Here is a 16113-nt window from a genome sequence, read left to right as displayed (position 1 = left end):
AATGTGTAAAATAAAATTAGAGGTGATAAGGATGAAAGAATTAAATATAAGCAAGTGTATCGTTCAAAAAAGAAAAGAAAAGGGAATAACTCAGGAACAGCTGGCAGAATATATTGGAGTTTCTAAGGCTTCTGTGTCAAAATGGGAATCTGGGCTGAGCTATCCTGATATTTTACTTCTTCCTGACCTAGCAACTTATTTTAATGTTTCAGTGGATGAGCTGCTAGGATATTCCCCTCAGCTTACAAAGCAAGATATAAAAAGGTTATATAATAAGCTCTCACATGAATTTGCTACAAAGCCCTTTGATGAAGTAATGGAATTATGCAATGAAACAATTAAAAAATACTACTCTTGTTTTTCGCTGCTTTTAGCAATGATTCAATTATTGTTAAATCATTTTATGTTAGCAAATGCAGAGGAGATAAAAAAAGATATTCTTCAGCAATGTGTTTTATTAAGTCGTAGAGTGAAAGAGGAATCTGAAGATTTATCTGATATAAAAAAAGCTAATACCATGGAAGCAATAGCAGAAATGGCACTTGGAAATGGTGAAGTAGTAATAAGTTTATTAAATGATAAATTAGATCCTTACAGTGGAGAGGATTTAATTCTTATCAATGCCTTTCAAATGCAGGGAAATATTGCAGAAGCAAATAAGGTCAATCAAATATTACTATACCAAAATGTTATAAACACACTATCACTTTTAACAAATTATCTTACACTGCATTTGATGGAACCAAGTTTGCTTGAACAAGTTTATTCTCAGGGAACTCAGATTATTGACTCCTTTCAGATGCAACAAGTTTTAACAAATGCGGTTTTTGCAATTCATATTGTTGCAGCTCAAGGCTATATGATACATCATGAAAAAGAAAAGGCATTAAATGCATTAGAGCAATATGTAGATATAGTTTGCGGATTTGAATACCCATTAAAGTTAAAAGGAAATGAATTCTTTAATCAAGTAGATGAGTGGCTGGAGGATAATATTAGTATTGGAACCAGCAGTCCTCAAGATGAAATAACAAATAAAAAGAATTTTATTAGTATGATTGCTGAAAATCCTGCATTTATAGAAATTAGAGAAGATGAAAAGTATAAACAACTTATAAATAAAATTAAAAGAAAGTTAGGTGAAAAATAATGCTTGATAAGTTTGCTCAGTATTTACCAGTTTTACTACCACTAATTATTCTACAATTAATATTAATGGTCACTGCATTAGTTCATATATTAAGGCATAGTACAGTGCGCAGAGGCAGTAAACCCATATGGATTATCATAGTAGTTTGTATAAATATCATTGGACCAATTTTGTATTTTCTATTTGGGAAGGGTGAGGAGTAGTGGATATACTTTCAATTTCTAATCTGTATAAAAGCTTTGGTAATCATAAAGTGTTGAACGGGTTGAATTTGAGTGTACCGGAAGGCTCCATATATGGTTTTATCGGAAAGAATGGTGCAGGTAAAACAACTACTATGAAGATATCCTTAGGATTATTAGAAGCAGATTCCGGTGAGATAACTATATGTAATAGTAAAGTTAAATTTGGATCCTCAGTGGCAAACCAATTTGTTGGTTATTTGCCAGATGTTCCAGAGTATTATAACTTTATGACAGCTAAAGAATACTTGAAGCTCTGTGGAGAAATCACTGATATGTCAGCTAACTTGATTCAAAAGAAAAGTGAGGATTTAATAAATCTTGTAGGCTTATCAGATGTAAAGAAAAGAATAGGTACTTACTCAAGAGGAATGAAGCAGCGTCTTGGAATTGCTCAAGCGCTATTAAATGATCCTAGACTTTTGATTTGCGATGAACCTACTTCAGCATTAGATCCTGTTGGACGAAAAGAAATATTGGATATTTTGTTCAAGGTTAAAAAGCACACTACTGTAATATTTTCCACTCATATTTTAAGTGATGTAGAGACTATTTGCGATCATATTGGAATATTAAATCATGGCGAAATTGTTTTATCAGGAAAATTAAATGACATAAAACATCAATATCAAGATAATACTGTAGTTTTAACACTTGCAACTAATAGTGATTTAAAAGTTTTCGTAAGGTCTGAAGCAATAGCGAAATTAGACAAAAAGGTTGATTTGGAAGGCAATTCTATTTATATAAAGACAAGTCAAGTTGAGGAAAGCATGAATATGATAATGGCACTATTAGTTAAGCTTTCAATCACTCCATTGAAACTTGAAGTAGTTGAGCCTTGCCTTGAAGATATTTTTATGGAGGCGATTAAATGAGGTCATATATTGCTTTTACAAAGAAAGAATGGATGGATTATTTAAGAAATTATAAGGCAATGATTTTAATAATCGTATTTGCAATCTTAGGTATTATGAGTCCGCTAAGTGCTAAGTTTATGCCTGATATACTAAAGGAATTTATGCCTGCAGGGATGTCTATTCAGTTGCCAGAGCCATCTAACATAGACTCATGGACTCAGTTCTTTAAAAATGTATCTCAGATGGGATCTATAGTAATGGTTATTATTTTTAGTGGAATGATGTCAAATGAATATGAAAAGGGAACTCTAGTGAATCTAGTAACAAAAGGGTTATCACGAAAGTCTATTATTGCAGCAAAATATACTATAGCACTTGTATTATGGACTATAAGTTACTGGGTATGCTTCTTTATTACATGGGCATACACCCTGTATTATTTTCCAGAAGGAAAAACAACAAACCTGACTTTAGCTGTTTTTGGCTTTTACTTATTTGGTATAATGCTGATTTTAATTGTTACCCTAGGCGCTATAAGTTTTAAAAATACCTATGGTTCCCTGCTTTTTACAGCTATTTTTACAGCAGTACTTTTTATCATTAATCTGTTTCCTAAAGCAGTAAAATGGAACCCGCTGCAGCTGGCAAGCAGTAATATGAAAATATTACAGGGTGCACTTACCTTTTCTGATATAAGAAATTCCATAATTATATTGATTATTATTACTCTATGCTCACTTGGATTATCCATAGTCATTTTTAATAAAAAGCTTTTATAAGATATAAATTTAATAAAGAAGCACTAAAGTCCGTCTAAAAATGGCGGATTTTTTATATGGCTTTATGTAAAAATATTACTTATAATATATATGTAGGTAATAAGTGCTGAATGGCTTATAGAAGCCTATAATGAACTGAAATAATTAATTTTTATTAGTTTTAAAAAGAAAAGGGAGGGGAGACTTAGTGAGAATTTGGTAATTAAGCAAACAATCTCATTAAGTTATAATTTATGGGGGGTATTAGTTTTTTATTAGTTGTTATTGGGGTTATTCTTTATTACTTTTGGTACAAGTATAAAGACAAAGTAAAACAGAAGAACCTACGAATTCCTATTTATATACTCTTAATAGGACTAGTTCCAATGTTAAGCTATTTATTTTTATATTTTATAATAACTAATAGTTCATTAGATTTTTATGAATATATAATTGTATTGTTTATAACTTGCGCTATTTTTATATGTATGTGGATATTTTTTGCTTTATATGGTGAGGAAAAGAAAGTTGAATTATCAATGTATATTGTATTAGGAGCAGTAGCTATAATATTTATGTTATTTATGGCACTTATAGAAGTTTTGCCAAATGATATATTAGAATTTTATTTAAAGCCATTAATATCTAAAGGAAATGAATATGACATATGGAGCAGGCCGCCGTATCAATTGGCTCATTTTTTAACTTTTTCTTTTTCATTTCCATACATTGCTTCCTTCGTTGTAAGTAAAATTATATTGAAATATAAAAGGTATAAAAATTCAAGCTTGACAACTATATAATTAGATATATAGTTATCAAGCTTATAATTAAAAGAAATATACTTTAATGAAGGTTTCATTAAAATTATTAGATAAGTTTAAGCTAATTTAATATTCTTCTAGCACATAAGTACTCATCTGAATCTGTCAATAATGACACTCTCACTACATCTCCGCTATAAGGTGCCTGTATATAGCAGTTATTTCCTACATACATACCAACATGATGAGGATCGCTGTAAGTTCCAAATAAAATTAAATCTCCAGGCTTTAAATTACTTCTATCTACAGGGGTTCCATTGTTTATTTGCTCATATGTGGTTCTTCCTATATGTATTCCAAAGTGTGCATATACATACTGCATAAGACCAGAGCAATCAAAGGCTTGTTTACCTATTAAACTTTTCATGTCACTTACGTCATGATTTGTGTTTTTGTACATATCAATATCAGCTTGAGTAAATATTTCGCCTTCAGCTCCCCAGACATAAGGACATCCTAAAAATTTATAGGCATATGCCACTATAGCATTTGAAGTTGCTGGTATATTTACTCCATTATTTTGTTGATTATTTTTAGCCTGAGCTAAAGCTAATGCTTGCATTTGTTTGACTGTATCTTGAACTTGCTTATCTGCAGCAGCAATTTTATTTTTATAATCGCTTATCTGACTCAGATAATAAGCTTGTCTTCTTTTTGCTTCTGCTACTAGCTGCTGTTGATTCTGCACATTACTTTTAAGCTCAGCTAGTTTATTTGCATTATCTTGTTTATATGCTAATAATTCATCTTTATCTTTTTTTAAATCCATTTGAGCTACTTTGAGTTTTTCCTCATTATCTGATAAGTTTTTTATTATTTTATTGTCATACTTAATTATTAATGAAATATTCTCAGCTTTGGTAACAAGGTCACCAAAATTTTTTGAGGATAGTAGTATACTAATATATTGAGGAAAACCACCGTCCATATACATAGCTCTCATTCTTTTGCCGAATAATTCTTGTTCACTTGCAATATTAGCCTCGGCTATTTCAATATTTTTCTGAGCTACTTGTATATCCGCTTCTTTTGCTGAAATTTTTACATTTGTATCTTTAATAGTTCTATTAAGTCCTTCTATCTTAGAATCTAGTTTCTCAATCTGCAAATTAATATTTTCAATATCTTTTTGGGCGCTGTCAGCATTTAATTGGTTTTGATTAATATCCTTATTATATTGATTTTTTTGATTCTCCAGCTGTTGTTTTTGCTTGTTTAGAGAATCTACCGTTGGATCAGCAAATACAGTTGTATTAACTGACATTATTAAAGTTATTAACAAAGCAACTCCTGTTATTTTATTCTTTAATTTCATTAATATACCCCCATTATTAATATGCTAACTTTTTTTGACACCTAATATTTATTATCGTCTTTGTTAAGTTAAAATTTAGTATAAATTGTCATAACCACTGTTATATTTTGAAAGCTGTAATATAGCAGTGTGATGTTCAATATATTTATAACAGCTATCAATATTAAAAGGAGTATTATATGAGAAAACAAGTTTCACCTAGCATTAGGCAAGCTAATATAATTTACTTACTGTTGGTAATAATAATTACAATAGGAAGTGCGATACTTCAGCCTATATTAGGACTAGGAGGTAATCTTTGGGTAAATGAACTTATATACCTTTTGCTTCCAGTGGCTGTATTATGTAAGCTTAATGGTTGGTCATTTAGAGAAACATACAGATATAAAAGCACATCTAAAAGCAATATAGGTTTAGGAATACTATCTGGAATATCAATATGGTTTTTTGCTGCCTATATTTCAATAATAATTACAACTGGGCTAGATAAAGGGGTAGGAAAATTAAGTGTAGATTTATCAAAGATATCAACCACACCTTTACAAGGTATCCTTATGCTTATAGGTATGGTAATTTTAGCCCCATTATGTGAGGAATTATTTTTTAGAGGATTTGTTCAAAGAGCATACGAAAGCTGCAGCAAAAAGTATAGCTTTATAATAGCTGGTGTACTTTTTGGACTATTCCATGTTCTAAATGGAGTTAGCAGCATATTCTCAGCAACAATAATGGGGTTAGTGCTTGGGTATCTTGTGTATAGAACGGATTCCATTTTCACATCCATGAGTGCACATGCAGCTATGAATTTCAGTGCAATAGTGTTTAGCTCTGCTTTAACAAGTATGGATATAACAAAGATTCCTATTTGGTTTCATATTGCTGCATTTGTGGGAATATGCTTATGTGTATATTTATTAAGGAGAGTTAGAAGAAATAATATTAAGGGTACTGATATATACTTTGGTGAATATTTACCCAATGAAAGAAAAAAGGGGAATGCTTATATTGCACTAGCGATAGCTATTTTATTTCTTTTTGCAATGGGAAGCTTTGAATTATTAATAAGGTCAGGCAGTATTTCAGTACCAACTTCTGCAGAAACAAAAATAGATTCAAAATAGATGATAAATATATTCTTGATAATTGAGATACTTCTAGATTTGTATATAGAAGTATTTTTTATTTTCTTATTGTCCAATGCAAATAAATAGACTATTATATGGTTATAATTAGTAAAGTGATTATATAATTTATTTCGTAAAGCAGGAAAAGGGGAAAAACTATGCTTGATATAGCACTTGTTGGATGTGGGGGAAGTATGCCTGTACCTAATAGATACCTTACATCTATGATGGCAGCGTTTAATGGCAGCATGATGCTTATAGATTGTGGAGAAGGTACACAAGTTTCTCTAAAAATGCTTAAGTGGGGCTTTAAAGCTATAGATATTGTTGCTTTTACCCACTATCATGGAGATCATATAATAGGCTTTCCAGGACTTCTATTAACTATGGGGAATTCAGGAAGAACTGCTCCTCTTAATGTACTAGGACCTCCAGGGTTAAAAAATGTTGTAAATGGGCTAAGGGTAATTTGTCCAGAGCTGCCATTTGAATTAAACTTAATAGAGATATCAACTGATACGCCTGAACATATTAGAATAGGTGAGTTTTCTATAAGTACTCTTCCTGTGGAGCATACTTTACCGTGCTTGGCTTATAAAATTGAAGCCTTAAGAACTAAAAAATTCAATAGGGAAAAAGCAGAAAGTTTAAAAATACCTATGAAATTTTGGAATAGGCTTCAAAAGGGTGAAGAGATTGAATTTGAGGATAATGTATTTACTCCAGATATGGTACTGGGCGAATCAAGAAAAGGGCTCCAAGTATGTTATTGCACTGACAGCAGGCCTATAAATGAATTAGTGGACTTCATAAAAGATTCAGAACTATTTATTTGTGAGGGCATGTATGGAGATGATAGTAATTTAGATAAGGCATTGCAAAATAAACATATGCTTTTTAGTGAAGCGGCAATGCTAGCAAAGGAAGGTACTGTGGATGAGCTATGGTTAACGCATTATAGCCCAGCACTAGCATGTCCAGAGGATTATTTGGAAGATGCAAGAAAAATCTTTTCAAATACAGTGACTGGTCAGGATAGAATGATTAAAAAACTTATGTTTTCAAAGTAGATTAAGTGGAACAAAAAATTAAAATTATTTCGTAATATATATTGGAATACTTAGTAGTAAAAGGAATACAGGAGGGTTTATATGAAATTTTATAAAGAATTAAGTAAGGTTTATGATGTAGTATTTCCTAAAGATGAGAATACCTTAGAGTTTTTATGCAAGAATTTAAAGGTTAATTCTAAAATACTGGATTTAGCTTGTGGTACTGGAAGTTATGCTATTGCACTAGCACAAAAGGGGCATAGAGTTGATGCAGTGGATTTAGGAGAGGAAATGATTAATATTGCTAAAAGCAAAGGCGGGCTTTATGTAAATTTTGCTCTTGCTGATATGACAAAGGTTAAAGAAGTTTTTCAAGGCAGTAAATATGACTTTATATTCTGCATTGGAAATTCCTTGGTGCATTTAGAAAATAGGGAAAAAGTTCAAACGCTGCTTAAAAATATGCATGATATGCTAAACTACGAAGGTTCAATTCTTCTTCAAATTATAAATTATGATAGAATAATAAAATATAATATAGATTCATTGCCTACTATTAATAGAGCTGAAAAGGGCTTAAAGTTTATAAGAAATTATGTTTATAATGAAAAGAGCTCAAAGGTTGATTTTAATACTGAGCTTGTAATTTTAAAAGATGGCAAAGAAGAAAAATTAGAGAATTCAGTTGAACTACTAGCTATTCAAAGTGAAGAACTTATAGCTATGCTTGAAAAAGCTGGCTATTCCAATATAGAACTATTTGGAGGATTCCAGGGAGAAGAATATAATGATAAAACAATGGCGTTAGTGATTAAGGCCAATAAATAAAACAAAGTAAAAAGATTATCCCTAAGAAAATGTTAGATGTTTTCTTAGGGATAACTCTTTCTTATTTCAAATTCGTATCAAGGAATTTTTTTACGTCTTCTGGAGTCATTCCATTAGCATTTACTACAGGTATTTTTGTGGAAGTATTGTCATACCCCATTTCGTTGTCATCCATACCAGTAACAATTAGTGCATCAAAACTCTTAAGAGTAGTAGGATTGTTTTTATTAGTGGTATCTACTTCATAAGTTTGATAACCGCTATTTTGAAGGTAGTCTTTAACTGTATTTAGTCCCTTTTGTATTCCTATGCTTTTCATATTTATTCCTCCTTAAAATAATAATCGTCGGAAACACTGGGTAACTTATTCGTGTCGGCTCCCACAGACAAGTTATCCGTAAAAGTCTATTTAGGACTTTTACCTCCGTATAAGATTTATTATTTACTTCATATTAAAACCTATGCTTAGAATAATTTTACATGGAATTTAGCAATGTATTAGAGTCCTAGATGATAAAACTAGCGCTATAGTTGGATTTTTTTAAATTTTTGATATATAATAAAGATTGGATTATTTTAATAGTTTATAATATAATAGGTAAGCGACGAAAATATGCAATACAGCAAAAGGTTAAAAGTCTTAAATTTGTATAAACTATTACTGTCCTATGGACAATAAAATCTATACAATTAATTTAAAGAGAAGGAGTATTATTTATGAAACAAATTGATGAATTATCAGTAAGTGCAATCAGAATACTTTCTGTTGAAGGAGTGCAAAAAGCAAATTCAGGACATCCTGGACTACCACTTGGTGCTGCACCAATGGGATATACTCTATGGTCAAGGCATATGAAGCACAATCCACACAACGCAAAGTGGGCAGATAGAGATAGATTTGTATTATCAGCAGGACATGGATCAATGCTTTTATATTCCTTACTTCACCTTTTTGGATATGGAGTTACAGTTGAAGATTTAAAAAACTTTAGACAACAAGGAAGCAAGACTCCTGGTCACCCAGAATATGGTCATACTGTTGGAGTTGAAACTACAACTGGACCTCTAGGTCAAGGTATTGCAAATGCTGTTGGTATGGCAATGGCAGAAGCACATTTAGCTAAGAAGTTTAACAGACCAGGTTATGACATTGTGGACCATTATACATATGCAATATCAGGAGAAGGCTGCTTAATGGAAGGTATCAGCGGAGAAGCTTGTTCATTAGCAGGTACTCTAGCTCTTGATAAACTTATACTATTATATGATTGCAATAAGATTTCTATAGAAGGACATACAGACATTTCTTTCAGAGAAGATGTTGCAAAGAGATATGAAGCCTATAATTGGCAAGTACTTACAGTAGAAAATGGAAATGATGTTGAAGAAATATCAAATGCTATTAAGGCTGCAAAAGCAGATAAAAAGAGACCAAGTATTATTATTGTTAAAACCCAAATAGGTTATGGTTCACCAAAGGCTGGAACATCAGGAGCTCACGGAGAGCCTTTAGGAAAAGAAAACATAGCTAAGACAAAGGAATTTTTAGGATATAACTTTGATGAAGAATTCCATGTACCTGGGGAAGTTAGAGAGCATATGAATTCTTTAATTGCGGAAGGCGAAAAGTCAGAAGCTGAATGGAATAAAATGTTCGAAAACTATAAAAATGAATATCCAGAGCTTGCTAAAGAGTGGGAAGTATGGCATAGTGAAGAGCTTCCAGTAGATCTGTTAAATGATGAAGACTTTTGGAAGTTTGATAAGAAGATGGCTACAAGAGCTTCCTCAGGAGAAGTAATAAACAGACTTGCAAAGATACTTCCAAACTTAATGGGAGGTTCTGCAGACCTTGCTCCATCAAACAAAACTTATATGAAGGATAAGGGAGACTTTTCTGCTGAAGATAGAAGCGGTTTAAATCTGCACTTTGGTGTAAGAGAACATGCTATGGCAGCTATTGCTAATGGTATAGCTGTTCATGGAGGATTTAGAACTTTTGTATCAACTTTCTTCGTATTCTCAGATTATATGAAGGGAGCTATGAGACTTTCAGCTCTAATGAAACTTCCTGTAGTTTATGTATTAACTCATGACAGTATAGGTGTTGGAGAAGATGGACCTACTCATGAGCCTATTGAACAATTAGCTTCTTTAAGAAGTATACCAAATTTCCATGTATTTAGACCAGCAGATTCAAAGGAAACTGCAGCAGGTTGGTATTCTGCAATTAATAGAAAAGATGGTCCAACAGCTTTAGTATTAACAAGACAAGATCTTCCACTATATGCTGAAACTTCAAAGGAAGCATTAAAGGGAGCTTATATATTAAAAGATAGTGAAAAGGAAACTCCAGATATAATTCTTATGGCTTCAGGTTCAGAAGTAGAATTTATTTATGAAGCTGCTAAAGTATTAAAGGAAAAGGGAGTAGATGCTAGAGTAGTAAGTATGCCTTCATGGGAGTTATTCGAAGCTCAAGGTGAAGAGTATAAGGAAAGAATACTTCCTAAATCAGTAAGAAAGAGATTAGCTGTAGAAGCTGCTAGTTCTTTTGGATGGTATAAATATGTAGGACTTGATGGAGAAGTAGTATCTATTGATACCTTCGGAGCATCAGCACCTGCAGGTGTATTATTTAAACAATTTGGAATAACTACTGAAAATGTAGTAGAAAAAGCATTAAATTTAGTTAAATAATATTAGGCCTTAGGTTAAAACCTAAGGCCTATAAATTTTATTTGAAAAAGCTATTATAAAGCAGTAAAATTGTTGTATATTAAAGCAACATTTTATTATTAAAGGTGGACATTGGTATGGCTAGACTTGTTAAAAATACAAAAAAAGTTGGAACAGCTCCAGGGAGCTTAATTCACACTGGCAATTATAAAAATGACGTAATTGATATAACTTTAATTGAATATAATAAAGATATTTATCACAGAAAAAAGTTAAATAACATTGAAGATTGCTTTAAGCTAAGAAATTCAGATACTGTAAAATGGGTGAATGTTGAAGGCTTAAATGATGTAAGTATAATTGAAAAGATAGGAAAAGAATTTAAGCTTCATCCATTGATGCTGGAGGATATACTTAATACTTCTCAAAGACCTAAAATGGATGACTATGATGACTATATATACATAGTATTAAAAATGCTATATTATAATGAAAAAAATAATGAAATAAGTTCTGAGCAATTGAGTTTTGTTTATGTGGATAACTATGTATTTACTTTTCAAGAATTTGGCGGTGATGTATTTGATGGAATAAGGGAAAGACTTGAGACAGCAAAGGGAAATGTGAGAAAACTTGGTGCAGATTATCTAATATACGGATTGATTGATGCTATTGTTGATAGTTATTTTATTATACTTGAGAAAATAGGAGACAATACAGAAGATATAGAGCAGGAACTTATGGAAGATCCAAAGAAAGAATTACTTCAGAGTATCTATAAGTTAAAGCGAGAAATGATATTCCTAAATAACTCTATATGGCCATTAAGGGAATTGGTAAGCGCGCTTGCTAGAACTGAATCTTCAGTATTCGATAAAAATACTTCCTTGTATTTTAGGGATGTATACGATCATATTATTCAAGTAATTGATATTATTGAATCCTATAGAGATATGGTCTCAGGAATGCTGGACACTTATCTATCAAGTATAAGTAATAGAACTAATGATGTAATGAAAGTTTTAACCATATTTTCAACTATGTTTATTCCGTTAACTTTTCTCGTGGGGATTTATGGAATGAATTTTGAAAATATGCCAGAATTAAAATGGAGATATGGTTATATAGTGTTTTGGCTTTTAACTGTTATTATAATTTATATAATGTTAAGGTATTTTAAAAGAAAAAAGTGGCTTTAAAGGCTCCAAATTAAAAATGGAGTCTTTTTATATATCATATTTTCTAAAAATGATATATAATGTAATATAATGGTATTACTCTGATTTTAGTTTGTGTATTAAATTACACTAGTCTTGGGGTAAATTAAGGGGGTAATTTATCTTGGAGAAAATACTTATAATAGAGGACGAAGAGCCAATTTCTGAACTTGTAAAAATAAATCTTAACATGGCAGGCTACGAAGTGATTCAAGCTATGGATGGGGAAGAGGGTCTAAAAATAATAAATGAAGGAAAAGTTGACTTAGTGATATTAGATATTATGCTTCCTAAAATAGATGGATATGCTTTGATGCCACAGATACTGCAAAAGGATATACCGGTAATAGTTCTTACAGCTAAGGACAGCTTGAGAGATAAGGTAGTTGGATTAAATATGGGGGCAGATGATTATATAACAAAACCTTTTGAAGGTATGGAATTAATAGCTAGAACTAAAGTAGTACTGCGAAGAATAGTAAAGGAAGAGAAAGTTAAGGGATTTGATGATGTCCAAATTCTTTTAGATAGCAGAAGAGTTTTAAAGAATGGCTGTGATGTAGAACTTACACCTAAGGAATTTGAACTTCTGAATGTATTTATTGAAAATAAAGGTATAGTTTTAACTAGAGAAAAACTACTTGAAATAGTATGGGAATATGACTATGAAGGAAATACAAGAACGGTTGATATACACGTTCAAAGACTTAGAACAAAGTTAAACACAGATAAAATTAAAACTGTATATAAAATTGGGTATAGGCTGGAAATATGATATGAAGTTTTTATGGAGAATATTTTGGCTATGTATTAGTGTGTATATCATATCTTTAAGCACGGTGGCAGTTGTTGTTACTGAAAGAAGTTATAATAATCTTTTAAAAAGCGAGATTGAGAGAAGTTTGAAAGAAGAGGAGTATGTGGGTTCAAATATATCACTGTATCTTATCACTAATAAGAGACTTTTAAAAGAAAAAATGGAGATTAAAAACTTTACGGATACAATTATTGATATGTTTGGGACTAAAGACAACTTTATAGAACTCTATAGTTATGATTTAAGACTACTTTCAACTAATGTTCCTAAGGAAATGATATTTCAAAGAGATGAAATTAAGGTAGCCCTAAAAGAAGGAAAAAATTATGTTTTAAGAAATTATGGAGGAAAGTACTACATATTTATAACAGAAACTATTCAGACTGATGGGGAAGAAATTGTTTTGGCTTTTATTAAAGATATCACCGCTGTAAAACAGCAGAGAGTTAACGAATATAAGTTTTTTTTGCAAGCAGGAATGCTTGGCCTCATAATTGTGGCTGCATTAGCTAGAATAATGGGAAAGGTCGTTACAAGCCCTATAGGCTCACTTAGTGGAGCAGTACAAAATATATCTTCAGGTAATTATAAGGAGAGAGTAGATTTAAAATCTAAGGATGAAATTGGAGTACTTGCTAATGAATTCAATAAGATGGCAGATGAAATTGAGAGAAGAATTGAAGCGCTAAAACTTGAGGGTGAAAGCAAACAGCGATTTATTGATAATCTAACTCATGAATTAAGAACTCCACTAACCTCCATAATAGGCTATTCAGAGCTTATTGAAACTACAAATTATGATGAAGCGATGATAAAAAAAGGAGTAGGGTATATTAATTCTGAAGGTAAGAGAATGCTTAAAATGGTAAATAGTATGATGAATATGATATTGCTTAGAGAAAATACACTTTCCTTTGAAAAATATAATATTCAGCCTTTACTGGAAGAAGTTATGGATATAATGAAAGTGAAGGCTGTAAAGAAGAATGTGAGCATAACTCGAGAGGGAAGAGAACTGGAACTTGAGATTGATCTGGATTTATTTAAAGAAGTGCTGCTAAATCTAGTGGATAATGCTTTAAATGTGTCAAGTGCTGGAAAAAATATTGCTATTGGTGCAGAAATATACAACAAAAGAAATTGTGTATATGTAAGAGATGAAGGAAAGGGCATTTCCGAGGAAGATATAAGCAAAATATTTGAGCCTTTTTATAGAGTAGATCAATCTAGAGCTAGAAAGGCAGGAGGCATGGGACTTGGATTATCTATTTGTAATGAGATAATAAAGGCACATGGAGCAGAGTTTAAAGTAGAAAGTGAACTTGGACAAGGTACGGTTGTAAGAATAATTTTTTGATTATTTTTACAACTTTTTTACAACTCTGTTATTTGTCTGAAAATTTATCGTAGTAAAGTATTAGATAAGGAGAAGGGGAATGAAAAAAAGATATTTTAAACTAGTAATAATTATTTTAAATATATTCTTGCTTTCATCTTGTTCTGAAAAAATAAAAAATAACCATATATATGTAACGCAAAAAAATGATGAAAGCCATGTTTTAGTAAATTCTTATCCTGCAGTAGTAACTGATGGAATCAATCCTTTTTCTGAAATAAAGCTTATAAATGAAATGGAAAAGATAGATAATAATATGCTAATTGCAATATCCAGAGATGAAAATATAGCTTTTTTTATTAAAAGAATATGGGATAAGAATTCTACTACAGTTATTAAAGGAGAACCAAAAGAAAGAGTTAGGCTAGAAAAAGTTGACAGAAAAAATAAAAGTACTCAAATTATTTCTGAAAATATGCCGTTCATATCTTTAGTAAGGTGGAATAAGGATGAAAGCATGGTTGCCTTTGGTGGTGAAGGCAAGGTCTTTGTGTATGATTTGATAAAATGTGAGCTTTTAAATCCTCCACTTATGAAAGATAAGGAGATTAATTATTTTGGATGGTCTCCTGACGGTAAAAAGCTTTATTTAGAAGATATGTTATTAGCAAACGACAGCATATGGTATATAGAATCTGGGAGGATAGCTAATTCCTATGAAACAAAAGAAATATTATTCTATAAAGGAAATCTTGATGAGCACCATTATTACGGAACCAAAAGTATTCAGACTTCTCAGGGAATGGTTACTAAGACTGTGGCGGTAGATGATAAAGGAGAAATAGTTAAAGATTTTCCGCAGGGAAGATTTAGGGAAGCCTTTGGCAAATCTATACTTCTTCAAAATGAGAAAAAGGACGGCTTATTCCTAATATCGGATATAAATAAGCCTAAGGATAGAAAATTAATAACAAAAGAGTATGTGTATGATTGTAAGTTTATTGCTGACGGAAGAGTGGCTTACACAATAAAAGATAGTGATATAGAAAAAAATGATTATATTTTATGCATTGCAAATAAAGATGGAAATACATTGATACAATTACCTGTTTCCGGCTGCTATATAGCTATGCAGCCAGATGGAAAGTGCGGATATATAGGGGGAGAATATTTAGAAAAAGTTAATTTTATATCCCTTGGAATAGAAAGAAAAGAATCACTTAACATTGATATTGATAGTGAACAGCAGGGAATATTAAAAGCAGTAAGGGGTGCAGTGGATACATACTATAAATTTTCAAAGGGTCTAGATAAGGATAATAGCATGGTAGAAAAGTATTTTAGCTATGCATCAAATCCTGAGCAATGGGCATATTTTGATATTTTAAACGTATGGAACAAAAAAGGAATAGAACAACTTGCAACCAATGAAAATACCTATGATATTTATTTAATTGACTACAAAAGGTATACGGAGAATGGAGAACAAGCAGCCTCTGTTAAGCTGAAGTGTAATGTAAAAGATTATGATAATAGAAGTAAGGAAGAAGATTTAGCCTTAGAACTAGTAAATAAAAATGCAAAATGGTATGTAGTAGGCTTTAGTACATTTCCATATTCCGAGGAGTTTAAAAAGATGAAGCTTATGACTGAGAATTTTGTTAAAGCTTTAAAGGATGGCGGTCTCTTTGAAGGCAGCTTGAAAAATAAAGATATAGAAATTGGGCAGATACAATTTTGGGATAAGAATAAAGCAAACTTAGCTGTAGATGCTAAAGAAGCTGACTCAATAAAGGTGTATCTTAAAACCAAGGAAGGAGCTAAAGATACAGTTTACAGCCTTTTGATAAACAAAAATGATAAAAATTCTTGGGAACCAGTACTTTTGAAAAAAGTAGAATAAATATTTAA

The 16113-nt window shown here is 31.4% G+C and carries 15 protein-coding genes; 13 read left to right on the top strand and 2 right to left on the bottom strand.

The annotated features are described in order from the left end of the window. Positions 1–31 precede the first annotated feature (31 nt). The 5 genes from bsdE14_RS03000 (at position 32) to bsdE14_RS02980 (ending at position 3813) form a co-directional block, all read left to right on the top strand. Entirely contained in the window at positions 32–1150 is a 1119-nt protein-coding gene (locus bsdE14_RS03000) for a helix-turn-helix domain-containing protein (protein WP_264848465.1), read from the top strand. After that, a complete protein-coding gene (locus bsdE14_RS02995) occupies positions 1150–1353 on the top strand; it encodes a PLDc N-terminal domain-containing protein (protein ID WP_264848464.1) in 204 nt (67 codons plus the stop codon). Before bsdE14_RS03000 ends, bsdE14_RS02995 begins: the two co-directional genes overlap by 1 nt. Next, positions 1353–2270 carry an ABC transporter ATP-binding protein gene (locus bsdE14_RS02990; protein WP_264848463.1) on the top strand — a complete coding sequence of 306 codons (918 nt, stop codon included), beginning with the start codon at positions 1353–1355 and terminating at the stop codon, positions 2268–2270. The genes bsdE14_RS02995 and bsdE14_RS02990 overlap by 1 nt, the downstream gene beginning before the upstream one ends. Next, on the top strand, positions 2267–3031 hold the full coding sequence (locus bsdE14_RS02985) for an ABC transporter permease (protein WP_264848462.1): 765 nt from the start codon (positions 2267–2269) through the stop codon (positions 3029–3031). The genes bsdE14_RS02990 and bsdE14_RS02985 overlap by 4 nt, the downstream gene beginning before the upstream one ends. A gap of 233 nt (positions 3032–3264) precedes the next feature. Continuing rightward, the gene (locus bsdE14_RS02980) at positions 3265–3813 is read left to right on the top strand and encodes a hypothetical protein (RefSeq protein ID WP_264848461.1); all 549 of its coding nucleotides are present in this window, start codon (positions 3265–3267) and stop codon (positions 3811–3813) included. Positions 3814–3895: 82 nt separating this feature from the next. Here the strand turns inward: bsdE14_RS02980 and bsdE14_RS02975 are convergent, their stop codons facing one another. Next, entirely contained in the window at positions 3896–5149 is a 1254-nt protein-coding gene (locus bsdE14_RS02975; protein ID WP_264848460.1) for a C40 family peptidase, read from the bottom strand. A 179-nt stretch (positions 5150–5328) separates the two neighbouring features. On the opposite strand from bsdE14_RS02975, the gene bsdE14_RS02970 reads away from it, so the two are divergent. From bsdE14_RS02970 to bsdE14_RS02960, 3 genes are all read left to right on the top strand, one after another. After that, entirely contained in the window at positions 5329–6270 is a 942-nt protein-coding gene (locus tag bsdE14_RS02970; RefSeq protein ID WP_264848459.1) for a type II CAAX endopeptidase family protein, read from the top strand. 161 nt (positions 6271–6431) lie between these two features. Then, complete coding sequence (locus bsdE14_RS02965; protein ID WP_264848458.1) at positions 6432–7343, top strand: ribonuclease Z; 912 nt, start codon at positions 6432–6434, stop codon at positions 7341–7343. A gap of 81 nt (positions 7344–7424) precedes the next feature. Then, positions 7425–8153: a class I SAM-dependent methyltransferase gene (locus bsdE14_RS02960; RefSeq protein ID WP_264848457.1), complete on the top strand. Its 729-nt coding sequence runs from the start codon at positions 7425–7427 to the stop codon at positions 8151–8153. A 61-nt stretch (positions 8154–8214) separates the two neighbouring features. Here bsdE14_RS02960 and bsdE14_RS02955 read toward each other — a convergent pair whose 3' ends face one another. Beyond that, positions 8215–8472, bottom strand: coding sequence for a YkuS family protein (locus bsdE14_RS02955; protein ID WP_264848456.1), 258 nt, complete (start codon positions 8470–8472; stop codon positions 8215–8217). Positions 8473–8870: 398 nt separating this feature from the next. Between bsdE14_RS02955 and tkt the strand changes: the two genes are divergently transcribed. The 5 genes from tkt (at position 8871) to bsdE14_RS02930 (ending at position 16105) form a co-directional block, all read left to right on the top strand. Beyond that, positions 8871–10853 (top strand): transketolase, encoded by a 1983-nt coding sequence (tkt, locus tag bsdE14_RS02950; protein ID WP_264848455.1) that lies wholly within the window; start codon positions 8871–8873, stop codon positions 10851–10853. Positions 10854–10969: 116 nt separating this feature from the next. Next, a complete protein-coding gene (corA, locus tag bsdE14_RS02945) occupies positions 10970–12031 on the top strand; it encodes a magnesium/cobalt transporter CorA (RefSeq protein WP_264848454.1) in 1062 nt (353 codons plus the stop codon). Positions 12032–12173: 142 nt separating this feature from the next. Then, positions 12174–12824, top strand: a complete 651-nt coding sequence (locus bsdE14_RS02940) for a response regulator transcription factor (protein ID WP_309298108.1) — start codon at positions 12174–12176, stop codon at positions 12822–12824. A 40-nt stretch (positions 12825–12864) separates the two neighbouring features. After that, positions 12865–14223, top strand: coding sequence for a sensor histidine kinase (locus bsdE14_RS02935; RefSeq protein WP_264848453.1), 1359 nt, complete (start codon positions 12865–12867; stop codon positions 14221–14223). A gap of 79 nt (positions 14224–14302) precedes the next feature. After that, the gene (locus tag bsdE14_RS02930) at positions 14303–16105 is read left to right on the top strand and encodes a hypothetical protein (RefSeq protein WP_264848452.1); all 1803 of its coding nucleotides are present in this window, start codon (positions 14303–14305) and stop codon (positions 16103–16105) included. Positions 16106–16113 lie beyond the last annotated feature (8 nt).

It is taken from the genome of Clostridium omnivorum, from assembly GCF_026012015.1.
GTDB lineage: Bacteria > Bacillota > Clostridia > Clostridiales > Clostridiaceae > Clostridium_AX > Clostridium_AX omnivorum.
This window is presented reverse-complemented; position numbering and strand designations above follow the sequence as displayed.